Source organism: Peribacillus sp. NPDC097284 (assembly GCF_044761765.1).
Classification (GTDB): domain Bacteria; phylum Bacillota; class Bacilli; order Bacillales; family DSM-1321; genus Peribacillus.
The window spans coordinates 91,739-114,782 of sequence record NZ_JBIWCZ010000005.1 but is presented as its reverse complement, the minus strand read 5'-3'; the positions used below and the strand labels follow the sequence as shown (position 1 = coordinate 114,782).

At 36.8% G+C, this 23,044-nt stretch carries 22 protein-coding genes; 13 read left to right on the top strand and 9 right to left on the bottom strand.

Translation table 11 applies throughout. From position 1 onward, the window contains the following. The first annotated feature begins 15 nt into the window (after nt 1–15). From ACIQXU_RS12205 to ACIQXU_RS12195, 3 genes are all read left to right on the top strand, one after another. Complete coding sequence (locus ACIQXU_RS12205; RefSeq protein ID WP_402989599.1) at nt 16–579, top strand: recombinase family protein; 564 nt, start codon at nt 16–18, stop codon at nt 577–579. Nucleotides 580–827: 248 nt separating this feature from the next. Further along, entirely contained in the window at nt 828–995 is a 168-nt protein-coding gene (locus ACIQXU_RS12200; RefSeq protein ID WP_402989596.1) for a hypothetical protein, read from the top strand. A gap of 251 nt (nt 996–1,246) precedes the next feature. Next, on the top strand, nt 1,247–2,194 hold the full coding sequence (locus tag ACIQXU_RS12195) for a hypothetical protein (protein ID WP_402989591.1): 948 nt from the start codon (nt 1,247–1,249) through the stop codon (nt 2,192–2,194). Between the two features lie 475 nt (nt 2,195–2,669). Here ACIQXU_RS12195 and ACIQXU_RS12190 read toward each other — a convergent pair whose 3' ends face one another. The 7 genes from ACIQXU_RS12190 to ACIQXU_RS12160 form a co-directional block, all read right to left on the bottom strand. Further along, nucleotides 2,670–3,095 carry a GlcG/HbpS family heme-binding protein gene (locus ACIQXU_RS12190; protein WP_402969145.1) on the bottom strand — a complete coding sequence of 142 codons (426 nt, stop codon included), beginning with the start codon at nt 3,093–3,095 and terminating at the stop codon, nt 2,670–2,672. 38 nt (nt 3,096–3,133) lie between these two features. Beyond that, nucleotides 3,134–4,411 carry a Zn-dependent hydrolase gene (locus tag ACIQXU_RS12185; protein ID WP_402989586.1) on the bottom strand — a complete coding sequence of 426 codons (1,278 nt, stop codon included), beginning with the start codon at nt 4,409–4,411 and terminating at the stop codon, nt 3,134–3,136. A 16-nt stretch (nt 4,412–4,427) separates the two neighbouring features. Further along, on the bottom strand, nt 4,428–5,117 hold the full coding sequence (locus tag ACIQXU_RS12180) for a DUF1028 domain-containing protein (RefSeq protein WP_402989583.1): 690 nt from the start codon (nt 5,115–5,117) through the stop codon (nt 4,428–4,430). 79 nt (nt 5,118–5,196) lie between these two features. Then, nucleotides 5,197–5,628, bottom strand: a complete 432-nt coding sequence (locus tag ACIQXU_RS12175) for a RidA family protein (RefSeq protein ID WP_402959192.1) — start codon at nt 5,626–5,628, stop codon at nt 5,197–5,199. Between the two features lie 38 nt (nt 5,629–5,666). Further along, the gene (locus ACIQXU_RS12170) at nt 5,667–6,212 is read right to left on the bottom strand and encodes an FAD synthetase (RefSeq protein ID WP_402959190.1); all 546 of its coding nucleotides are present in this window, start codon (nt 6,210–6,212) and stop codon (nt 5,667–5,669) included. A 34-nt stretch (nt 6,213–6,246) separates the two neighbouring features. Further along, nucleotides 6,247–7,710, bottom strand: coding sequence for a 4-hydroxyphenylacetate 3-hydroxylase family protein (locus ACIQXU_RS12165; RefSeq protein WP_402989580.1), 1,464 nt, complete (start codon nt 7,708–7,710; stop codon nt 6,247–6,249). Next, nucleotides 7,707–8,240 (bottom strand): flavin reductase family protein, encoded by a 534-nt coding sequence (locus tag ACIQXU_RS12160; RefSeq protein WP_402989577.1) that lies wholly within the window; start codon nt 8,238–8,240, stop codon nt 7,707–7,709. Before ACIQXU_RS12160 ends, ACIQXU_RS12165 begins: the two co-directional genes overlap by 4 nt. Before the next feature lie 507 nt (nt 8,241–8,747). Between ACIQXU_RS12160 and ACIQXU_RS12155 the strand changes: the two genes are divergently transcribed. From ACIQXU_RS12155 to ACIQXU_RS12130, 6 genes are all read left to right on the top strand, one after another. Beyond that, complete coding sequence (locus ACIQXU_RS12155) at nt 8,748–9,755, top strand: ABC transporter substrate-binding protein (RefSeq protein ID WP_402989574.1); 1,008 nt, start codon at nt 8,748–8,750, stop codon at nt 9,753–9,755. A 14-nt stretch (nt 9,756–9,769) separates the two neighbouring features. Beyond that, nucleotides 9,770–10,636 carry an ABC transporter permease gene (locus tag ACIQXU_RS12150; RefSeq protein WP_402959180.1) on the top strand — a complete coding sequence of 289 codons (867 nt, stop codon included), beginning with the start codon at nt 9,770–9,772 and terminating at the stop codon, nt 10,634–10,636. An 8-nt stretch (nt 10,637–10,644) separates the two neighbouring features. Continuing rightward, nucleotides 10,645–11,439, top strand: coding sequence for an ABC transporter ATP-binding protein (locus ACIQXU_RS12145; protein ID WP_402989571.1), 795 nt, complete (start codon nt 10,645–10,647; stop codon nt 11,437–11,439). A gap of 15 nt (nt 11,440–11,454) precedes the next feature. Continuing rightward, a complete protein-coding gene (locus ACIQXU_RS12140) occupies nt 11,455–12,114 on the top strand; it encodes a hypothetical protein (RefSeq protein ID WP_402989568.1) in 660 nt (219 codons plus the stop codon). Between the two features lie 84 nt (nt 12,115–12,198). Next, on the top strand, nt 12,199–12,960 hold the full coding sequence (locus tag ACIQXU_RS12135) for a class II aldolase/adducin family protein (RefSeq protein ID WP_402989565.1): 762 nt from the start codon (nt 12,199–12,201) through the stop codon (nt 12,958–12,960). 193 nt (nt 12,961–13,153) lie between these two features. Then, nucleotides 13,154–14,452, top strand: a complete 1,299-nt coding sequence (locus ACIQXU_RS12130) for a hypothetical protein (protein WP_402959171.1) — start codon at nt 13,154–13,156, stop codon at nt 14,450–14,452. A gap of 277 nt (nt 14,453–14,729) precedes the next feature. On the opposite strand, the gene ACIQXU_RS12125 is transcribed toward ACIQXU_RS12130, so the two are convergent. Beyond that, nucleotides 14,730–15,752 (bottom strand): NAD(P)H-dependent amine dehydrogenase family protein, encoded by a 1,023-nt coding sequence (locus ACIQXU_RS12125; RefSeq protein ID WP_402989562.1) that lies wholly within the window; start codon nt 15,750–15,752, stop codon nt 14,730–14,732. Between the two features lie 143 nt (nt 15,753–15,895). Next, on the bottom strand, nt 15,896–16,801 hold the full coding sequence (locus ACIQXU_RS12120; protein ID WP_402989814.1) for a LysR family transcriptional regulator: 906 nt from the start codon (nt 16,799–16,801) through the stop codon (nt 15,896–15,898). A 315-nt stretch (nt 16,802–17,116) separates the two neighbouring features. Here ACIQXU_RS12120 and ACIQXU_RS12115 point away from each other — a divergent pair, with 315 nt between their 5' ends. The 4 genes from ACIQXU_RS12115 to ggt all read left to right on the top strand — a co-directional run bounded on the left by ACIQXU_RS12115 (nt 17,117) and on the right by ggt (nt 22,989). Further along, nucleotides 17,117–18,088, top strand: coding sequence for a TAXI family TRAP transporter solute-binding subunit (locus ACIQXU_RS12115; protein ID WP_402989559.1), 972 nt, complete (start codon nt 17,117–17,119; stop codon nt 18,086–18,088). A gap of 61 nt (nt 18,089–18,149) precedes the next feature. Continuing rightward, nucleotides 18,150–18,671: a DUF1850 domain-containing protein gene (locus ACIQXU_RS12110; RefSeq protein WP_402989556.1), complete on the top strand. Its 522-nt coding sequence runs from the start codon at nt 18,150–18,152 to the stop codon at nt 18,669–18,671. Beyond that, nucleotides 18,664–20,652, top strand: a complete 1,989-nt coding sequence (locus ACIQXU_RS12105; protein ID WP_402872552.1) for a TRAP transporter permease — start codon at nt 18,664–18,666, stop codon at nt 20,650–20,652. The genes ACIQXU_RS12110 and ACIQXU_RS12105 overlap by 8 nt, the downstream gene beginning before the upstream one ends. Nucleotides 20,653–20,916: 264 nt before the next feature. Continuing rightward, nucleotides 20,917–22,989: a gamma-glutamyltransferase gene (gene ggt, locus ACIQXU_RS12100; RefSeq protein ID WP_402989553.1), complete on the top strand. Its 2,073-nt coding sequence runs from the start codon at nt 20,917–20,919 to the stop codon at nt 22,987–22,989. Nucleotides 22,990–23,044: the final 55 nt, after the last annotated feature.

Sequence of the window (23,044 nt, the reverse complement as noted above, 5' to 3'; positions counted from 1 at the left end):
AAGGGGAAGAAATACATGAAATATGGGTATGCAAGGGTAAGTACAGTCAGCCAGGATTTAGAAGCGCAGCTTCGAGCATTAGAAAAAGAAGGATGTGAAAAAATCTATTCCGAGAAGTTTACAGGCACGAAATCTGATCGCCCACAATTTCAAGAATTACTTTCTATATTGCAAGCTGAGGACACACTTGTTGTTACTAAGCTGGACCGTTTTGCGAGATCAACGGTGGATGCCCTCAAGACAATAAAGTCTTTGTTTGAAAAAGGTGTCAAGGTACATATTTTGAATATGGGTCTAGTAGAGAATACACCAACGGGAAAATTGATATTTAGTGTGATGAGTGCTTTTGCCGAATTTGAACGAGATATGATTGTAGAACGAACTCAAGAAGGGAAAGCCATTGCCAAACTACGTGAGGATTTTAGAGAAGGTAGACCGAATAAATTTAGTAAGAAACAGATTGAACATGCGCTACAGTTATTAGAAACAAATTCCTATAAGCAAGTAGAAAACATGACTGGTATTTCTAAGAGTACTCTTATAAGAGCTAAAAGAAAGCAAAAGGCAAACTTATCTTAATTTAAATTTTCTATTTATTGTTTATAGGAGAGTTAGGAAATCACTTTTAAAATAGGACAATATAATAGAAGAAACTCGTTAAAGGGTAAGAATATATACGTAGTTGGAACCAGAATATTAACTGTTACAAAGTTTAATCAAGAAGTAGTATAAGGAAGATAATGAAAAACGTATATATATTTGAAAGTTTTTTCTTACTACACTATGAAAGTTTGGTAGAATTAGGTTGAAGTAAAGGGGGATTTTAAATGTTGAGTATTAAGGGTGCAAGATGGTATAGGACCGATTTACACATACATACACCAGCTAGTAAATGTTTTGCCAATAAGAATGTTCCCCCAACTCAGTGGGTTGATAAATATATTGAAGAGGAGCTTGATAGTGTAGCCGTTACCGATTACAACACAGGAGAATAGATTCGTTCAAATAAATCTTTAAATGATGAACAAATTGATTATAATATGTTAATTATGCCAGAAGGTAGAATTAGTGTTGAATATAAAGCTAATTTTGGTAATTACAGATCTTTGTCAAATGCATATATAATAAATGGGCTGAACTGGGGAAAGAAGCATTTTATACTTAAAAAGTATGATTAATAAAACTACGGATAATTTATTTATTGCAAGATTTGATTCTTAAGTCAGTAAGAGTAGGAGAGTAAGAGATGCAAGATTACATACTTAGTGGCGCTGGAATAGTGGTATCAATAATAATATACGTTTTAACTTATAAGCAGACTATAGGAGCTAAGAAGGAAAGAACTATTAATGCAAATGAAGAAATTGTGAAGATTTTAATAAGACGAATGGTTAATGAAGATTTTGAAATTACTCTACGAGATATGTATTGGTTAATGGAAGGGAAGTCCAGGGATTTTAAAATTAAGGTAGCAGATTTATATTCGCAAGAGCAAATACTTAATTCAGTTTTCACCAAGATATTAGAAACAGACTTTTTATCTGTTAACCAAAGAAAAAAAGTTATTGAACAAATTACTTCTTTAATCTTGAATTTAAAGGAATTAGAAATAAATGAAGATGAAAAAATAAAAGCAGAAAAAGAGCGAGGATTTTCAGTATATCTATTACCTATTTCAACTGCTCTACTAGGACCACTATTAGCATTATTGATAAATTCTAGTTTAAATATAGGATTAAATTTAGATAGAACTATCATCTCTTTAACTTTTCTCGTAAGTACACTTATAACTTTAATAATTTCATTTATTTTAAGGTTTAAGGAGTCTTCAAAAGATATATTACCTATAAATCATATGACTAGAGTGATTGATGAGGGCATCGCGTTCGAAAAGGAAGTTGTACGACAGTTAAATAGAAAATTTAATATAACACCAAGTGAGAATAGTTTTTATGATTATAAAATTGCTGATAAAGATATACTAATTGATGTTAAAGTTTGGAGTGGAACTGTCCATACAATGGCTGTAAATAAAGCTGTGGATAGGTTGCAAAAAGCAATTGATAATAAAGAAGGAACTAAAGGTATAATTATAGTAAAAAATGGAAATAAAATATTTTCTAAATTCAATACTGCTATGTCGAACATAAAGATTTTAAATTTAGATGAAACCTTTAAAGAACTTAATAAGTAGTTAGAGTTAAACTATTCTAATTCTTAATTTTATGCCACTCTCATCACTTAAGAGACGTTGAGTGTGGGAACTACTCTGAGATTATATATAAATTTATCAACTAATTTGAGTAGTTTCGTTTCCTAATATGTTTATTCAATTCAGTTTACATAATACATGTTATAAACACTCTCAAAAAGTAAGGTGCTGTCCCAAGTGTCATGATAATGATTTTTGGGATAGCACCTTTATAATCCAATTTCTTTAGAACCATTAGTATAATTTATCTTTCACAAGGTATAAGGTCTTTGTCACTGTAGCTTTTTTAATTGGCATCATAGAGTGTTTTTGAAATATATAGCTTATTTATTATTTTAATGTTGCGAAGAGAAGGTTGGTTCTCTTGCATAGACATTAGTATGGCTATTATGACGATTACAACCAAAGATACTCGGTTAAAATTAAAATAGTTATATCATGAACTTTTGTGATGATACTAATTGCTAACTAATGCTAGTTCTTCAAAAGCTTTAATTGCTGCCTCGGCAACTTGAATATCATTTGGGACGCTACTGCCACTTACGCCGACAGCACCAATGACTTTTCCATCTTTAACGAGTGGGATTCCTCCACCAAAAACGACTATTCTTCCATTATTGGTTGTGTTTAAGCCAAATAGTTCAGCATTAGGAGTAGTGGCATTGGCTAATGCTGATGTTGGCATTTTTAATGCTACAGAAGTCCAAGCTTTGTTTTGAGCTATACTTATACTGGCTAACCAAGCGTCATCCATACGATGAACAGCAAGTAAATTTCCACCTTCATCTACAATAGAGATTACCATAGATAGATTAAGGTTATTTGCTTTTTGTTCTGCTGCGGCAATTAAATGCTTTGCTAATTTTAAAGTTAATTTATTCATGAGAATCCTCCTATTAATTCTTAAAATATAATGGATTGTTACACTAGTTCTTGATCAATCTTAAGGATGCTTTGTAACATTAGGTTACCGGCTTTTTCAATGTCATCAGCATGACTATATTCTTCTGGACAATGACTTTTTCCATCAATACTTTTAACGAAAATCATGACTGACTTTGATATTGTTGACATATGTGCAGCATCATGTACGGCCATGCTCGAGAAAGTCATATATGGTTCTGACATCTCCTGTGCTGTTTTCTGGAGGATGTGAACAAGGTCGTAATCTAAAACAACCGTTTTTTGATTTAGGAAAACTTCCTGGTGAACGTTTACTTTTCTTTTTTTAGCGATGGATTGCCAACTTTCTTGAATTGTTTGTATCGCCTTCTCTATTTGTTCTTCTGAACTTCCTCTTATTTCAAAGATAAAGTTAACTAATCCGGGGATAATGTTCGCTGTATTTGAAGATACATTCAATGTACCGACCGTTCCGACTACACCATTGTCAATGTTATTACAATAACGTTCGATTGAAAGAATCATTTCTGCTGTAGCTGTTAGTGCATCTTTCCGATCTTCCATCAATGTTGTTCCAGAGTGATTCGATTCTCCAATCACTTTTACCTTACTTCGATACGTCCCAACCACTTTATCTATTACTGCCACGGCAATGTTATTTCTTTCTAATCTCTTACCTTGTTCGATGTGAAGTTCAATAAACACCTTTTTACTTTTTCGCATTTCCTCCATTTTTGCAAATTGATTAAGATCCCCGCCAACTTTTTTAAGTTCCGAATGAAGTGAATTTCCTTTTGTGTCATAGATATTCTGTAATTTGTCAGCTGTTAAGCTCCCCACAAATGATCGACTACCAAAAGTGGATAGATTAAAATCGTTTGTTTCTTCTGCAGTAAAAGAGACAATTTCAACATCATGATTAAGCGTAATATTATGGTCAATCAATGTTTGTATTATTTCTTTTGCCATAAGAACACCTAAGGGTCCATCATATTCCCCTCCATTGGGAACAGAATCTAAATGGGAGCCGATAACAATGCTGCCTTTTTTCTTTTGATTTCCTTTTTTTATTCCCCATATATTGGCGGCACCATCTATGTTTACTTCTAATCCAATACTTTCCAATTCTTGGATAAATAAAGTTCGTACATCTTGGTCAGCTATAGAGAAACTAGGTCGTGTCACACCACCTTGAAGGTTTTTTCCATATTGTGCATATTTATGGATGTCAGACAATAATCTATTACTATTTATCTGAACATCTACTTTGTTTGTTAAATTCCTCAAGTGTTTCACCTGCAATTCTCCTAATCTATTTATCACCTATTACACCGTAGGAAGGGGCTTGTTCTGGTTGGATTGCTCTTGTTTTATAGTCTTCGGCTTGATGTTTATAAATATCCCATAGCTTTTTTAAATCTTTAAGAGGATGGTCGCTGTCATCGACACGTAAATCTATATAAGCAAAAGGGATATCCGGTAGATAAACAAGAAGGGAGATGGAGCGTTCTTGATCTAACTCACCCCCCATGTCAAAACCAACTTCGAGTGATGCTATTAAGCGATCGGCTAGAGAAAGATCTGTCCTTTTTATAAAGTAATTCCCCATCGCTGTTGGTATTACCGCAACACTTAAAAGATTTCCAATACATGCTACGTTTTTTGCATAAAATTCTCCGTGAATCCCGAGGGCTTTTTCACCAGTAAACACACTAGCTTCGCCATTAGAGTCTACGACAGCTAGTTGTCTAAACTCTGGAAAATCTGAGGCAATTTTCATTGTTCGAATTGCGGCATGTGCATTATAACCTTGCTCTAAAGTAGAAAGTCCAATGTCTGCTAGACGAGGGTCTGTTACATTTTGGGTTAGTACTATTCCTACATTGGATTTAATCCAAGGACATCTGGCTCCAACAGCTGGACTACTTGAGGTAACGATAGCGCCTAAAGCGTTTGTAGACTCGCAACGTCCTGCAATGGAAAATGTGCTAGTTATTTTCATGGAAAATCCTCCTTCCAATAGAAGCAAGAAATGATTACTTCTCTTTTATTCGTATGTTCTATAAAATTTTTCTATTTTACTATTCTTTATCGCTAATTACGGCTTCAACATCAATTTCTACCAACATTTCTGGAAGTGCTAGGCCTTGAACGACAAGGCCAGTACTAACTGGATACACACCTTTAAAGTGTTTGGCAATCACACTGTATACTTCTTTTCGATAAGAACGATCTGTTACATAGGTAGTTAGTTTACAAACATCTTCCATCTTTCCGCCAGCTTCTTCAAGAAGCTGCTTTATACAACGACAGGCGTTTTCTGTTTGTTCTACAACATCATTTTCCCCATGAAAATTACCTTCTAAATCAAAAGCTGTTTGACCTCTCATATAAATATGATTTCCAGCACGGACGACCATACTAAATTCATTTGTTACATGGTGAGATTCTTCACCCATGTTGGAAGGATAAAATTTATTTGTCTCGAATTTATGGTATCGTTTAATTTCCATTAGATATTCTCCTTTCTATTTTCAGAGGCTATAAGTTTTTATAGGATAATGCGTAAAGTATCCCATCCAAGCAAATCTTGAGCTTGAGAATATCGACCTTCATCTAATAGCTGACGGATACGTGATGAAGATATCATTTTATTATCTATACATTTAAGAGGGGGTAGAACTTCCACTCTAAAATAGCGTCGTAAAACGTCATTATTTCCTTTTCGATCTTTACCGAACATAAAGTTAGGTCCTTCCCATATTTCAATTGGATGAAGTCGTTTTACTTCTTCAATAAATATGGGAACTTCCTGTCTAGTAAAAGCCTCGTTAAATTTTCCGATTATGACATGCTCAGCTCCTAAATGTTCAAGGAGCTGAAGTTTTTCTTCTAACGTAGTTAAAAGTGAACAATCGGTAAAATAGACTTTCGGAGGTGGATCAAAGGTATATACAACAAAGGGAACGCCAAGTTTTTTGGCGCGTTCTTTTGCTGTGTTTAATAATAATTGGTGCCCTTTATGGATACCATCTAGCGCACCAATAGTAAGAATGGATTCGGGAAGCTTAATATTGCCTGGATCATGAATTTCCACTGGACACCGTCTCCTTTCGGATCCCATTCGATTCCTAGGCGCTAGTCACGGGGATAGAGGGGGTTAAGTCTGCTGCTTTACGAACTAATTCGCGTTGTTTCTCCATATCGAAATTAGTGAAAGCTGCTAGTTGTTGTGCGAATGGAGGACTTTGAGCAAATAGTTCAAAGGTTGTTCTGTGACCTGCATAAGAGGAATTTAATAAGTCTCTCGCAAAGTACAATAACTTCCCTCTTTCTTGTGCACCCCAATCGCCCACAGCGTAATATTCATCGATATAATCTTTGATGACGGGATCAGACATAGTATTGTAGTCCGGTGTAACAGCTAATTGGCCGCCTACTAGTTCTCTAGTTAAATGTGCCATGGCAGGGAATTGTGATAAAGCGAATACTCTACCATTATATAGGAGTGATTGATTTGGCATCATTAATCCGCCAGGACTTTGTTCTGCATTTGCGACAGCTGCTGTTAGAAAAGCATTGATTCCTTCTCTATAGCCGATTAGTTGAGAGAGCTTTTCTTTTACTGCTTGCAATTGTGTGAGCCCTGTTTGTTCTACATTTAATGCAGCTGTCCCAATTAAATAATCAGCTCTTCGCAACATTCTAAGGACGTAGTTAAAAGCTGAGTAACGATGTAGCGTGGAACGGATATAGGCAGCAGATGCTAATGAGCGATGAAATAAGACATTTTCCCAAGGGATTAGAACGTGATCAAAAATGAGTAATGTGTCGATTTCTTCAAATTTTGTAGAGATTGGATAGTCTGTAGGGTTTTTATCTTGACCAAGAGAGGTACGACAAATATGTTTTAATCCAGGAGAGCCCATGTCGCAAATGAAGCCGCATGCAAAAGGTGCCATTGTATCTTCACCGGCATTCCAATCTAATATAGTGGGTTTGACGAATGCTTGATGAGCATAGGCAGCAGCAGTCTCAAATTTAGCCCCCTTGACGATAATCCCTTTATCATTTTCTTCCACGACATGAAGGAGTGTACCGCCATTTTTTCCAGCAAATAATTTACTTCGATCCCCTTTTGGATCTGTATTGGCTGATACATGGAATAAATCTTTTCTTGCTACACGATCGATATGGTATTCGATATTTTTAGCGTAGGTCGGATCAATTTCATTCAATTTATCCTTAGCATCGTATAATGACCACATTTCGCCAATTGTTTCATCACCGACTCGATAAACAACTCCACCAAGGTCATCAAGAATGGTTTCTACATGTGTGCGGATGGCTGATAGATCATCTTTTGTCTTTGGGGCTTTGTACGCCCGTGAAACTATTTCGCCGTCTTTTAATGTAGTGGTTAAGATGTTTTTATGATGTGGCTCATATGCCATGTCATACATTCTAGCTTTTACATCAACAATTGGTTTAAATGCTGGATGTTCAGCTACGTTTGTAACCTTTTCACCGTCTATGTAGACTTCACGGCCGTCATTTAAAGTTTCTTTGTAATCTTTTCCTGTCATTAAAGTCATACTGTCTCCTCCTTCGGTTTAAAAGTTTCTTGTTTTAGATGTGTAAATTCACCAAATTGACCTTTAAGGTAGAGTAATGGATTTTCTGTTATCGACTTAGCTGAATGAACTTTTCCTAAAAAGACAGAATGTGTACCTCCATACATCTCTTTATGCAGTTGACATTCAATTTGAGCTACTACGTTAGGTAAAAGAGGATTTCCCAAATCGCTATATGAGTATACAAGGTCTTCAAACTTGTCAGTATGGGATTTTGAGAATTTTAATGCTAAGTCTCCTTGTTGCTTTCCTAAAATATGAACATTAAACGATCCGGCCTCCATAATAGCTTTTTGTGTTCCGGTATTTTGATTGACACAAATGAGAAGCATGGGAGGATCCAATGATACGGAACAAACAGCGCTTGCTGTTAGACCGAAATCTTTTTTATTATGTCGTACTGTAATAATAGAAACACCAGTTGCGAAATTACTTATTATGGGTTTAAAAGTTTCGGAAGTAACATTGCCTGTTGCTTGGTTAGCACTCATGTACGTTTTTCACCACTCTTTCCATTTATAATTATTTAAGGAATAATTCTCTAATTGTTCCTTAAATTAAATATATAAAATTCTGAAAATACAGTCAATATAATTCGTGTTAAGTTTATTAATTTTTAAATGTCATAAAAATTAACAAAATTATTTTCTATGTTATAAAACATTACAAATATGATTGACAAAGCAGTTTTGAAGAAGTATAAATAATTTAAGAATATTTCCCTTTATGTTCCAATATTGGAATATACAATCTGGAAAATCTGCATCAACAGTACTTATAGCCTATTTGTAAAGGAGGTTGTTTATTTTCCTGTTTTGTAAATAATGTTATTAAATATTACATGTTTAGAGTGACGCTAGTTAATACAGCAGTTTGTGAAGAATTCTACTAAATCTAATGATTTTCAACCTTCTCTGTATTTCAGCTATAGTAAAAAGTGGATTCGTGGTCGGAATATTTCCTTTTACGAATGATTTAATTTAGAGGGGGATGAAAGAATGAATAAATCTTTTCTATTCATAACATTGATTGTATTACTGCTAATTAGTGCCGGTTGTCAATCTAGTAGCTCTTCAACAGAAAAAAAGACTGAAAATTCAGTCAGTCATGAAGAGGAGCTTAGTATCGCTTTCTCAACGTGGGTTGGGTATGCTCCTTTCTATATTGCAGAGGAAAAAGGATTTTTTGAAAAAAATGGTGTGAATGTTAAGATAACGCGGATTGAAAGCTCATCAGATCGTTTGAGTGCATTAGCAGCTAATAGAATACAAGGAATTGGTGGAACGATTGATTCTCAGGTAGTAGCTGCGGCACGTGATATCCCACTGGTGCAAGTAATTAGTACGGAAGAATCAAGTGGTGGTGATGGTATTGTTGCCAAGAAAGAGATTAAAAGTTTTAAAGATTTAAAAGGTAAGAAGGTAGCTGTACAGACAGATGGAGGAGCTAGTTTCTTTTGGTTTAATTATTTGCTGAAACAAGAAGGCATGAGCATGGGTGATATGGATATCCAAAGTATGAGTAGTGGCGATGCGGGTGCAGCGTTTATCGCAAATAAAGTAGATGCAGCTATTACTTGGGAACCGTGGTTAACGAATGTAAAGAATACAGATTTTGGCCATGTGTTAATGACTAGTGCAGAAACACCTGGAATCATTGCTAGTTCCTTTGCTCTTCAGCAAGATTATGTAGAGGAAAATCCAGAGCAGGTAAAAGGTTTTGTGAAATCTTGGTTTGATGCCATTGAATACTTCAAGAAAAATGAAGAAGATGCTATTTCGATAATGGCAAAAGCAATGGGACAAACTGATGGGGAATTTAAGGAAGCTTTAAGTGGCGTTACTCTATACGATAAAGAGAAAGCACGCGAATACGTTGGTACAAAAGAAAATCCAGGTCAACTTTACGAATTAACAAAATTGGGCGCTGAATTATGGACAGAACAAAAGATTATTGATAAAGAGCCGAACATTGAAGATTTAATAGATTATTCTTTTATTGAATGAAGGAGGTGGTAGACATGCAAAGGAACAAGATCTTGGACATGGATACTGTCATATTAGAGGAATCTGTGAAGACGAAAAAGAAGAAAAAGAAAAAATTCCGTTATTTTGAACCGCAAAAACCGATACCCAAAAGCTTATATTTCAAATTGACTATGAGTAGCTTCATCTTATTGCTAGGCATCTGGTCTTTATTGACCTATACAAATATTGTAGATGCACTGTTTTTACCAACACCCACAAGCATTATAACCTCTGGTATTACTCTTTTTACACAATTTAACTTTGTAAATGATATCTTCGTAACGTTTAGTCGGGTACTTGTAGGATTTGGATTAGCGTTACTAATTGGTGTCCCCCTTGGCATCTTCGTGGGAAGCTATAAAGTAGTAGAAGCCTTTTTTGAACCCATCATTTCATTTGTGCGTTATATGCCTGTTTCAGCATTTATCCCCCTCTTCATCTTATGGATTGGTGTAGGTGAATTAGAAAAAATATCCGTCATCTTTTTCGGTAGTATCTTTTCCATTGTGTTAATGGTTGCAGTAGAAGTTAGTGGTGTTCGCCGTGAATTATTAGAAGCTGCGTATACACTGGGTTCTTCTAATATAGGTGTTTTACGATCCGTCATATTGCCAGCCTCGATGCCCGGTATTTTAGATGCAATTCGCCTCGTTTTAGGATGGGCATGGTCCTATATCATAGTTGCTGAATTAATTGCGACGGCTTCAGGTATTGGTAGTGTCATCATTGAATCACAAAGGATGTTTCGAATTGGCAATATCATTTTTGGAATATTAACAATTGGTATGCTTGGATTACTATCGGATTTAATCTTGAAATTTTTTGGTAAAAAAATGTTTTCTTGGAATTACGGGAGGTGAGGAGATATATGGAGCTTTTAGTGGATGTAAAAGATGTTAGAAAAGTGTATGAAGGAACTGGTAAGAAACCCGATGTCCTCGCTGTAGATACCATTAACTTAAAAATAATCAAAAATGAATTTATTACAATTTTAGGACCTTCTGGTTGTGGGAAATCTACATTGTTACGGATGATTGGAGGGTTAGAAGAACAAACAGAAGGTGCAATCTACTTGCAAGGGGAAGAAATTATTGGACCTTCTGCTAATCGAGGGATGGTGTTTCAGGCGTATTCCTTGTTCCCTTGGCTCAACATAGAAGAAAACATTCAATATGGTTTAAAGATCAAAGGAATGGATCCTCAGGGAAGAAAAGATATTACCAAACGATATATTGAGCTAGTAGGCTTACAAGGTTTCGAGCATCACTATCCAAAACAATTATCAGGAGGGATGCAACAACGTGTGGCTATTGCTCGTGCCCTTGCAAATGATCCCGAAATCTTACTATTAGATGAACCATTTGGGGCACTTGATAATCAAACGAGATTGATTATGCAAGAGCTACTCCTTGAAATATGGGAGAAAACACATAAAACGATTTTATTCATTACCCATGATGTAGAAGAAGCCATTTTTCTTGGTAGTCGTGTTATCACAATGACATCAAGACCAGGAAGCATTAAAGCAGATATTCCGATAAATTTAGTGCATCCTCGTTCTTATAAGATTAAAACAGAAGGAGAATTTCTTACTTTGAAAGCACAACTGACAGAATTAATTCGAGATGAAAGTTTGAAAGCAATGGAATTAGAAGTTAAATAATAAGGGGGAATATACATGGTAACGAAAGAGGATTTTATGGTTGAGTTTAATCAAATTAAACAAGAGCTTAAGGAACATGCACACGTGAGGGCTTTGGAATTCTGGACAAGGGAAGATCTTACCCATGAGGAAGTATTTGAAGCTATTAGGGAGAGAGATTGGCTTGAAATGCAGTATGTTATATTCCTCGGAACAGAGATCATTAAATACTGGAACGAGTTTGATAGAGAAATTGTTACAGCTTTATGCAGACATATGCTAGAAGAAGCAAATCATTATGAAATTCTTAGTCGTGTTTTAGAAAAACATGGTTATACAGCGCCTGTTGCAACTTCAGAATTGAACAAAGGGTGGGAGGAAATACATTGGGCAGCCCTTGAGAAAGATGCAGTTTGTGCAATTGCTGTTTGGAATTGCTCAGAGACATCCACGACAACTACACATGATGTCGTCATTGAAAGTTGCAGACGGATTGGTTTGGAGGATTTAGCGAAGTGTTATGAAAAGATAAAAAAGGATGAAAATTTCCATGTGGGATTAGGAGAAACCATCATTGCAAAGTACATGGTTACAGAAGAACAAATTATAAACGCAACGGAAGGAATTCGTAGTTTTCGAGATGAAATGATGAAGTTTTATAATGATATTTATGAAACCAATAATCAAACTGTTTGAGAATTTTTAAATACTAAGTAACTCTAAATGGTTCGATCTGTTGAAACCCTTTAGGTATAAATAATATGAAAAGGAGAAATGTGTATGTCGAATGTTACGTATTTAAATCCCATAAAGTTTGAAAATATGGAAGCGGAACGTAAGCATCGGAAAGAAAGACTTGCAGGTGCTTTTCGACTGTTCTCAAAGTTTGGTTTTAGTGAAGGGGTGGCAGGACATATTACTGTACGAGATCCAGAATATACAGATCATTTTTGGGTAAATCCGTATGGCAAGCATTTCAGTGAGATTACTGTATCTAATTTGATTCTTGTAAATGAAAATGGTGATATTGTGGAAGGAGAAAAATCATTAAATGGAGCAGCATTTGCTATTCACTCTGAAATTCATAAAGCTAGACCAGATGTTATAGCTGCAGCACATGCACACTCCTTATATGGAAAAACGTGGGCTTCTTTTGGAAGATTATTAGATCCAATCTCTCAAGATGCGTGCCAGTTTTACAACGATCACGCGCTCTTTGATGACTATACAGGATTAGTGTATGAAACGGAAGAAGGGAAGCGCATTGCAGAAACATTAGGCAAGTATAAGGCGCTTATCCTGAGAAGCCATGGCTTACTTACAGTGGGGCAATCTGTTGATTCAGCAGCTTGGTGGTTTATTACAATGGAACGATTATGTCAGTCGCAAATATTAGCAGAATCAGTTCAAAAACCAATATTGATTGATGAAAAAAGTGCTTTAATAGCTGCTGAGCAGACTGGAACAGAGTATGAAGGATGGCTTAATTTCCAACCTTTATGGAACAAAATCGTAAAGGAAGAACCTGATTTATTGTTGTAAAGTAAGTTTCGTGAAAATGGTGTGTTTTTAATTTTTTTGTATATTTTGGTATAATAATTTAAATGAGAAGGCTTCTTTCTAAATGTATTTCAAGTAATATTGATATACATTCAAGAGAGGGTGCCTTTTTTAACTATAATGACTATGTGAATGTTGATATACATAGTGATTAGAGGAAGGCAGGGAAAGAAAATTGATAACAAGAGCCGGGATAGTTGGTCCATCTAGTACAGTAAAAATGGTAGTAGAACTTGCAGAGGATTATAAGGACCGTTTACAGGTCATTCCTTTTATTTATAAGAATCCTGAAGAAACAACATCCATAATACAACAAAAACAAAGTGAAGTTGATATTTGGGTGCTTGGTGGACCAGTTCTTTATCCTTTTGTAAGAGCAAGTGGGTCTAACCAACCTTTTTTCTTTCTTCAATTGGATGGTGCGAGTTTGACAAAGGCAATGATTGAAATCGGTTATAGTGATCAGCGACATTTGCAAAATATGAGTATAGATATTATACCTAAACGTGATGTATATGAGACTTTTGAAGATCTTAATTTGTCGAGTCAATCTATTTATTCTCAGGAATTTCATGAGGGTATTTCTATAGAAGAGCTACTTGATTTTCATAAAAAATTATATAACGAAAATAAAGTAGATACTTGTTTAACATGTTTGTATGCTATATTTGAAAATTTACAATCGGAAGATATACCTTCATATTGGATCACACCTACACGTACTAATATTCGTGAAACATTAACAAATGCGATTCAATATTGGGAAACAAAGTATTTTAAGGAATCTCAAATTTCCGTTATTTTGATTAAGATTACTGATGGAGAAGAAAATGATAAACTTACATTATCTTATAATCAGTATCGATTGAATTTACAATTACAGTCAGTCATTGTTAATTTTTCTGAATCTCTTTCAGGTTCAATTGTAAACCTTGGAATGGGTAGCTTTATCATTTTTTCAACGAGAGGCTCTTTACAGGAGTCATCAGAACATGTAGTAGACTTATTGGATAAGGTCTCATTAGTAACCGACTATCCTACACATATTGGTATTGGATATGGTGATACAGCCTTAGCAGCAGAGAAGCACGCAAGAATAGCCTTACTTAATGCGCAAACGTATGCTTCTTTTTGTGCATTTCTTGTTGACGATCAAGGAATGATAGAGGGACCCCTTCAGGAACAGGAAAGCATCTCTTTTAGTTATAGAATAGAAGACCGAGAAATGAGTGGAAAACTTAAACTGTGTGGGGTGACAATTACTACATTTAATAAGATATTGTCAGTTCAGAAAAGAACCGGTAATCATTCTATAACAGCATCACTTCTTTCAGAATGGCTAAAAATGACGCCAAGAAATGCACGACGTATACTTAATAATTTGGTAGAACAAGATATGGCTGAAATAATTGGAGAAGAAGCTCCCATATCAAAAGGACGACCACGGAAGATATATAGGATTAATAGTATGTAAACTATAATTTTCAAAACTACTAGGCTACTTGAAGAAGTTGACCTTTATATTCTCTTCTTACCGCTTTCATATATAAGAGTGCCCCGGCAAGTCGCCGGGGGGATATGTCTGGAAAAAATATAAATAAAAGTAATGAACTGGAGATAGAAAAGCTGCTTATCCCGTACGATGCGACAATTCCATGGTTTACGCTATCTTTAGGTTAGGATATTTTTAAAGAATAGCAGAGACATTCATATAGCAGTTACTTATAAATGGATATGTCGTTTGTCTAGACTCATATTGGTACAAATTCAGATTGCTGACTGTTTCTTGGCAGGCCGATGTCAGCCATGGTAAGTAACCCTGGTTTTCGAATCGCATCAATTTGTTTAGCTGTATTAATAACCATGGAGGCAGTAGCAGTATCACCGAATACTCCATTTGGTATGATTAATCTTTGTGTTTCGTTTCCTTCAATTATAATCTCATCCTCTTGGTTAATTCCTACAGACATGTTCAAGTCCAAGCAGATTTCCTTTCCGGTAGAGGTCAAAGCTCTTGATACTTGGTGTAGCCCACTAACCGCCCCTTTTTTTAGAGACGTAAGTGGAACGGTTATAACTTCGGTGGCAATTGTTGGCTCAATGGTATTATTTATACTGGTAAGTTCCCAATCTAGCCCATATGCAATTAATCTAACAGATTCTTCAAGCCCAACATGCCCGATCTTATCCTGTTCAGCCAGTGCCTCAAATTCTCCTTTTGTCATACCGATTCCAACTTTTCTTTGTAAGGGGAGGCGGCGTTTCGAAACATCCACTTTACGATTGACAAGGACTCTGTTTACCGTTGTAACAACCGTTGAAAAACAGATTGCCATGGTATCCATGATGAAACCTGGATTAATGCCAGTCCCGATGACACTGAGCCCTTTGCTCTTTGCATATATATCTATCTCCTTTGCCAGCTCAGGATAGCGCTGCCACGGGAAAGAAAGCTGTTCACAGGTAGAAACCACTGAGAACCCATGATCTAAAAGTTCCTTGATTTGTGGCCAAACGTGGTTTGCATTGGAACCGGTCGCATGAAGGGCAATTGGATGCTCTACACTGGTTTTTACTTCATGAATACTGGAGACCACATGTACATCCATTTTATTTTCATTTATGATCAGCCCAATATCCTTTCCAACCTTTTGGGGATCAATATCTACAGCACCAATAATCGATTGAGGATTTGTAAGATATGCACTACGCAGAATTTCCATGCCGATAGGACCCAAGCCAAATACGGAAAATTTCGAAATACCACTTACCATTTATTTATCATCCTTTCAAATGTTGTATAACCAAATGCTAACATTGAAGGGAACATAACAAAAATAGTAAATTTTTATATACATATAAACCTTGATTATAAAAGGGACAAGTTGTACTTACTTTAGTTCTTTATCCTTATAACTCACAACGAAGCATTGGATTGGAGGGTATGTATGATTTGATTTATCAAGAAAGGTGTATGTTCGCTACTTTTCCAAACAGCTGATATTGAGCTAGACAGATTCATATTTTTGATGTTTAAGGCCTTCACCTTTTTAGCCCCTAACAAATCAATCATATCTTTGGGCATGAGGGCAACACCTAAATTATTCGAAACTAGGTTTGCAATCGTTAATAGCTCAGATCCTTCACATAATTTTTTTGGAGAAAACCCAGCAATCGAACATGCCTTTTCCAAAAGAAATTGAAGAGAGTGGGCTTGTACTGCATGATAATGAATAAAGGGTTCATTCTTTACCTCAGTTAAATGTATGGATTCTTTTTGAGCTAACCGGTGTTCAAAAGAAACGACTAATTGCAATGGAGATTTGTTGAATTCAATCATATTTAGCCCTTCATTTGTCAGTATATTGGCATGTATGGGTGTTCGGATAAAACCAATTTGATATTTTTGCTGTTTGACTAGCTTGACTGCTCTTGCGGAGGTTGTCTCTTGAAGATCCACTTCTACTTCAGGAAATTCAATACGTATCTTTTTCAATAAATTTGGTATATAAATACTTGCTGCTGATGGTATTGTGGCAATTTTTATTTTTGGTTTGGGGACAATTTTGTTTTCAACGATATTGCTAACTGTTTTTTCGATGTCATCGAAGGAAGGAGCGAGCTTCTTGTAGATATATTCCCCTTCTTCAGTCAATGTGATTTTTCTTGTTGTGCGATTTAGAAGCTTAAAACCTAATTGTTTTTCAAGTGATGAGATTTGTTGGCTTAAGCCAGGTTGGGAGATATGAAGGACCTTGGAGGCTTTGCTGAAACTAAGGTGGTTTGAAACCTCAATAAAATAACGTAGGGATAGGAAATTGATAAAATCACTCCTTTTGTTTAAGTGGTATCAGAATAACTGGATACAGCCAATAAGAAGGTATTTTATAATCAATAGTTATAAGTTTATAACAATAATATATTTCTCAAATGCAAGAGTCAATATTATCTTTAAAGAAGGATGTAAAAAAACTGAAAATTTAGTAAAATATAAAGTTGGTTAAAAAACGCGCGTTTATGACTGTAAGGATATGGGTTAAATTCCCATATGTAAAATGAAGGAAATTAGAGTTGGTCACAGAATACTATTAATATCGTCGCATTTAAAGATGATGAAATTGAAAAAGGAGGGATTTTTGTGAAGGGATGTAAAAGCCTTTTTTTATTCGGAATGATCATGTCCTTACTACTTATTACTGCTTGCAGTAAGGGGAATGAAGGGGCCTCTGGAGACGAAAGACAAAACTTGAGTCTATTAACAGGTGGGACTGGTGGTACATATTACCCACTCGGTGGTCAAATCGGAAATATCATCACGGATAATACCAATGCGAATATTACACCACAAACCTCCGGGGCTTCTGCAGAAAACATGGAAACCTTAAGAGCTGGAGAAGCTGAGATAGCTTTCTCGCAAACGGATATTGCTGCATATGCAGTTGAGGCCAAAGAAATGTTCAAGGGGAACCCCATTGATAATATCCAGGCAATTAGCTCTTTATATCCAGAAACTGTACAGCTTGTAACAACAGCTAAAAGTGGGATTAAATCAGTGGAAGATTTAAAAGGAAAGAAAGTATCGGTCGGTGCCCCTGGATCAGGTGCATACATTAATGCCATGCAAATTCTAGCACTTCATGGGTTATCAGCTAAAGATATAAAAGCCCAAAACCTCTCCTTCGACGAGTCAACGGACGGAATACAAGCTGGGAATATTGATGCAGCATTTATAACAGCAGGTACTCCAACTGGTGCAGTAGAGGCACTTTCTGTTCAAAATAATATTGTTGTCCTACCAATTGCGGATGAAAAGATTAAAGAGTTGGTTAAGAAATATCCATATTATGCGGAGGATACCATTCCGAGCGGCACTTATAAGATTAAATCAGATGTAAAGACCGTTGCCGTGAAAGCCATGTTGGTTGTAAGAAAAGACATGGACAAAGACTTGGTGTACGAAATGACTAAGGCTATTTATGACAATACAGACAAAATCACGCATGCAAAAGGAAAATTAATTACGGCAGAGACGGCACTTGAAGGATTAGGGGAAATGGAGTTGCATCCTGGTGCAGCTAAATATTTCGAAGAAAAGGGAATTACCAAATAAATGCTACGATAATCGATAGTTCGCTATCGATTTCGTTGTTTCTTGAAGTTTGGAGGTTTCGATGAGCAGCAATTTTTTTAAGAGATTCGTGTTTTTTATTATCCCTCTCTTTCTGTTCAGTGCCTTACTTGGTTTCATACCATATAAACAAGTCCTTGCGTTTTCCTATCAAGATCAAGAAGAGTTGTTGGCTTATTTACCTTTGAAAAGAGAAAAGACGTTTCAAATAGAGTATACACATTCCATTCACCTCTCGGACGTTTTTGAAACCTATCAGCTATCAAGGGACTCCATTAAGCAAACCGAGCTGGCATATGAAGACTTTGCTGTAGGCATGCCTTCTAATGCAGAGGGAGAGGAAGTCTTTGAAGAAAAAGACGGTGTATATCATATCAAAAATATGAATCGAACATTTGAATATATTGATTTAAGAATAGGGCAGGTTGAGGCCAATCATCGCTTAATCTATAGAAAACAAACTGTATTATTATCACGATTTATTAAGCCGGGAACATGGATCAGAATTTCAACTAAAAAAATTTCCTTTTGGGAGCAATTGGATGGGGTGAATATCAATGGATGATGATAAAGGAAAAGTGCAGTACTTAACGGAGGAAGAGCAGCAGAAACTTTTAGAGAAATACGATCCTGAAGCAGGGACCAGGAAATTAAAAGGCATATTGGGGTATATTGCTTTTTTCGGTCTCTTAGCATTTTCTTTATTCCAATTGTATACAGCCATCTTTGGGGTTTTTACAGCACAAATTCAACGGACGATTCATTTAGGTTTCGCGCTATCTTTAATCTTTTTATTATTTCCTGCAAATCGGAAGAAACGCCAAAAAGGCAAGCTTCAAATAGCATGGTACGATATGATTCTAGCAGTATTAAGTATCGGAGTCGGAGCGTACTGGCCCTTGTTTTTCGACGATTTGGTCATGAATGTCGGTCGTTTAGGTACGTTGGATTTCACGGTTGGTTTACTGGCCATTTTACTGGTGTTAGAGGCAACGAGGCGTGCAGTAGGGATACCTATAACGACAATAGCGGTGCTATTCATTTTATATGGTCTATTTGGTCAATATATGCCTGGTTTCCTTTCGCATCGCGGTCTAACTTTCGAACGGATGGTCCAAACGATGTTTTTCTCTACAGAGGGGATTTTAGGAACACCGCTGGCGATTTCATCTACCTTCATTTTCCTATTTTTACTATTTGGTGCCTTCCTTATACGAACCGGGGTTGGTCAATATTTCAATGATCTTTCAACTGCGATTGCAGGTAGAAGAGTCGGCGGACCTGCGAAGGTTGCCATTTTTTCAAGTGCATTACAAGGAACAATCAGCGGTAGCTCGGTAGCGAATGTTGTCACTTCAGGGTCATTTACGATTCCCATGATGAAAAATCTGGGTTACAAAAAGGAATTTGCTGGGGCAGTAGAGGCATCTGCTTCAACAGGTGGACAATTAATGCCACCGATAATGGGAGCGGCAGCGTTTCTAATGGTGGAGTTTATTGGGAATGGCATCACGTATTGGGATATAGCAAAAGCAGCCACCATTCCAGCCATTCTTTACTTTACAGGGATTTGGATCATGACCCATTTTGAAGCAAAAAGGCTTGGATTAAGGGGATTGACGAAAGAAGAAATGCCGAACAAGAGAGAAGTGATAAGAAAAGTTTATTTATTGATACCAATCGTTGCTATCGTTCTCCTACTGATGTCGAATATAACAGTTACACATGCCGCATTGTATTCCATTCTTATCTCGATTATTGTAGGGTTCATTAACAAAGATGTACGGATGAAATTTAGTGATATCATTCATGCCCTAGTAGATGGGGCTCGAACGGCATTGGCAGTAGCGGCTGCAACGGCTAGTGCGGGTATTATCGTAGGGATTGTCACAAAGACAGGGCTAGGTCTAAAGCTGGCGAATGGATTAATCGATTTGGCTGGTGGCTACTTAATACCAACACTTATGCTTACAATGGTCGCGGCCTTAGTATTGGGAATGGGGTCACCGACAACTGCTAACTATGTAATTACCTCTACCATTGCGGCACCTGCCATCATTTTACTGGGTGTACCGGATTTATCCGCGCATCTATTCGTTTTCTATTTTGGGATTATTGCAGATATAACACCACCAGTGGCATTAGCCGCTTTCGCAGCAGCCGGGGTTTCTGGTGGAGATCCCTTAAAGACGGGGATCCAATCGTCTAAATTAGCCATAGCGGCCTTTATTATTCCTTACATTTTCGTACTATCCCCACAAATGCTGATGATTGATTCAACTTGGATGGAAGTGGTATGGGTCGTTTTTACGGCAATGACTGGAATGATTGCTATCGGGGCCGGGGTCATCGGTTATTGGATACGCGGAATGCATTGGTTAGAAAGATTCCCAGCCATTATTATCGGCTTACTATTAATCTATCCTGAAACCATTACGGATATCATTGGATTAGCTTCCTTTGCCGTCTTGCTTGCTTTCCAATATTTCAAGAAGCAAGACAAAAGGAACATGCCGACCATTTTAGATAATAATCATAATATTTAGGTAATGGACTGAAGACACTAGACGGTGGCTTTTACCCAACTACATCATTTATCAGTTAAGGAGGTGAGTGTGTAATATGAGGTTGAGCCACCGTCTTTAATTTATATAGTTTATAATTTTGATGTTTAAAAAGTCTGAAGTCTACTTGAGTTATCTCCATGATACACATAGGAACTGTCTCCAACTTTAGAATCTTAACCAGAAGAAAGGTATAGGTTTTTCTAAGTGAACAGGATTAATATCCGTTTTGAAAGGGGACTTTATATGACCTATTTTAAGAGTTTAATTATAGCTGTTTTCAGTATCTTTTTAGTTGTCTCTACCGTTATTGCAAGTGTGCCCGGGGTAGATAAGTCAATGAAGCAAGGAACAAAAAAGGGAATCGTTTCGGTTTCCCATCCCATAGCAGCGGAAGCTGGTAGAAAGATTTTAGAGCAAGGCGGAAATGCTGTTGATGCAGCAGCAGCCATTCAGCTGTCATTAAATGTAGTGGAACCGATGATGTCGGGAATTGGCGGAGGGAGTTTCATCATGATTTACAGTAAAGAGGAAGATAAAATTACGATGATTGATAGCCGTGAAACGGCTCCAAAAAACGTTACACCTAAACTTTTTCTAGATAAAAACGGAAAAGTTGTACCTTTCAGTAAACGTCATATTACAGGAAAGGCGGTAGGGGTCCCTGGAACTTTAAAGGGAATGGAGATGGCTCTTGAGAACTATGGCACGATGAGTTTATCAGAAGTAATAAATCCTGCAATCAAACAAGCGGAAAAAGGAGTGAAAGTAAATTGGTCCGCAGCTCAATATATTGATGAAAATAAAGCGAAGCTTCTAAATAATCCTGCAGCTGCCAAAGTGTTCATTCCCGGGGGAGAACCATTAAAAGAAGGTGATAAGCTCATCCAACCGGATCTTGCCAAGACATTCAAAATTATTCAGAAACAAGGGCCGGATGCACTTTATTCAGGGGAAATCGGTGAAGCGCTTGTCAAGGAAGTTAAAAAACGAGAGGGCGTCATGACCACGGATGATTTGAAAAGGTATGAGGCGAAAGAAAGGGAACCGATTCAATCGAATTATAGGGGATTTGAAGTCGTGGGTGCCGCTTCGCCGAGTTCAGGTAGTTTGACGGTCCAACAAATTTTAGAATTGATGGAAGGGTATGATGTGAAGAAGATGGGAATTAATTCCCCTGAATATCTTCATTATTTAACGGAAGCCATGCATTTGGCATTTGCCGACCGTGCAGCATACATGGCTGATGAAGATTTTTATGAAGTTCCTAAAAAAGGGCTTTTAGATGAGGAGTATATAAAGGAAAGAAGAAAACTAATTAATCCTAATAGATCAACTGCAGAAGTAAAAGAAGGAGATCCATGGGAATATGAAGGAAAAGAACCTTCTTCCATGCCAACTGTGGTGGAGAATCATCCTGAAGGTCAAACCACCCATTTCTCGGTGATGGATAAGTGGGGGAATATGGTGTCATATACGACTACGATTGAACAAGTGTTCGGTACTGGCATAATGGTACCGGATTATGGTTTCATGCTAAATAATGAAATGACAGATTTCGATGCTACACCGGGGGGCGTTAATCAGGTAGAAGCAGGAAAACGCCCTAGAAGCAGTATGTCACCAACTTTTGTCTTAAAAGATGGAAAACCTTTTCTTGCCTTGGGCTCTCCTGGGGGAGCTACCATTATTGCATCCGTGTCTGAGACCATCATGAATGTAATCGATCATGGGCTACCAATCCAAGAAGCCATCTTATCACCTCGTATATACTCAGCGAACTATCCCACTGTTCGATGGGAGCCGGGAATTGAACAAAATACAAAATTGGAGTTAATGGCAAAAGGTCATGTCTATGAAGAAAAACCTCAGCATATTGGAAATGTGCAGGCCGTCGTATTCGATTATGAAACGGGAAAAATGTATGGTGGGGCGGATAATACGAGAGAAGGAACAGTTCTTGGAGTAGATAAGGGATACTATAAGTCGAAAAAAGCTCCAGAAATTAAAGAAGAGAAGCCAGGTCCATTCACATTAAAAGTAAATGGTGTACCTTTTCCGTATACAGCTAAACAAATGAAGATAATAGATGGTAAGCCTTATATTCAATCGGATAAATTGCTACTTGGTTTAGGCGTAATAGGCACAAAAGATTTAAAGACCTATAAACCAGATCAAAAATCATTCCTACCCGTTTTAAGGGTCGGAAAAGTAACAGGATTTAAAGTGGAGTGGAACGAAGAAGATAAAGTAGTATTATTGGAAAAGGATCCAACTGATTACGAGGATATAGACGATGATGGGTCCATCACAAACTAAGTTGATTAAAAACCCTCCATTAAAGCCAGCCATGCTTTTATGGAGGGCTTTTTCA

Bases quoted from the DNA above. Each gene is read 5' to 3' on its own strand.
- ACIQXU_RS12205 (WP_402989599.1), top strand. From the start codon at position 16: ATGAAATATGGGTATGCAAGGGTAAGTACAGTCAGCCAGGATTTAGAA.
- ACIQXU_RS12200 (WP_402989596.1), top strand. From the start codon at position 828: ATGTTGAGTATTAAGGGTGCAAGATGGTATAGGACCGATTTACACATA.
- ACIQXU_RS12195 (WP_402989591.1), top strand. From the start codon at position 1,247: ATGCAAGATTACATACTTAGTGGCGCTGGAATAGTGGTATCAATAATA.
- ACIQXU_RS12190 (WP_402969145.1), bottom strand. From the start codon at position 3,095: ATGAATAAATTAACTTTAAAATTAGCAAAGCATTTAATTGCCGCAGCA.
- ACIQXU_RS12180 (WP_402989583.1), bottom strand. From the start codon at position 5,117: ATGAAAATAACTAGCACATTTTCCATTGCAGGACGTTGCGAGTCTACA.
- ACIQXU_RS12175 (WP_402959192.1), bottom strand. From the start codon at position 5,628: ATGGAAATTAAACGATACCATAAATTCGAGACAAATAAATTTTATCCT.
- ACIQXU_RS12165 (WP_402989580.1), bottom strand. From the start codon at position 7,710: ATGACTTTAATGACAGGAAAAGATTACAAAGAAACTTTAAATGACGGC.
- ACIQXU_RS12160 (WP_402989577.1), bottom strand. From the start codon at position 8,240: ATGAGTGCTAACCAAGCAACAGGCAATGTTACTTCCGAAACTTTTAAA.
- ACIQXU_RS12155 (WP_402989574.1), top strand. From the start codon at position 8,748: ATGAATAAATCTTTTCTATTCATAACATTGATTGTATTACTGCTAATT.
- ACIQXU_RS12150 (WP_402959180.1), top strand. From the start codon at position 9,770: ATGCAAAGGAACAAGATCTTGGACATGGATACTGTCATATTAGAGGAA.
- ACIQXU_RS12145 (WP_402989571.1), top strand. From the start codon at position 10,645: ATGGAGCTTTTAGTGGATGTAAAAGATGTTAGAAAAGTGTATGAAGGA.
- ACIQXU_RS12140 (WP_402989568.1), top strand. From the start codon at position 11,455: ATGGTAACGAAAGAGGATTTTATGGTTGAGTTTAATCAAATTAAACAA.
- ACIQXU_RS12135 (WP_402989565.1), top strand. From the start codon at position 12,199: ATGTCGAATGTTACGTATTTAAATCCCATAAAGTTTGAAAATATGGAA.
- ACIQXU_RS12125 (WP_402989562.1), bottom strand. From the start codon at position 15,752: ATGGTAAGTGGTATTTCGAAATTTTCCGTATTTGGCTTGGGTCCTATC.
- ACIQXU_RS12110 (WP_402989556.1), top strand. From the start codon at position 18,150: ATGAGCAGCAATTTTTTTAAGAGATTCGTGTTTTTTATTATCCCTCTC.
- ACIQXU_RS12105 (WP_402872552.1), top strand. From the start codon at position 18,664: ATGGATGATGATAAAGGAAAAGTGCAGTACTTAACGGAGGAAGAGCAG.
- ggt (WP_402989553.1), top strand. From the start codon at position 20,917: ATGACCTATTTTAAGAGTTTAATTATAGCTGTTTTCAGTATCTTTTTA.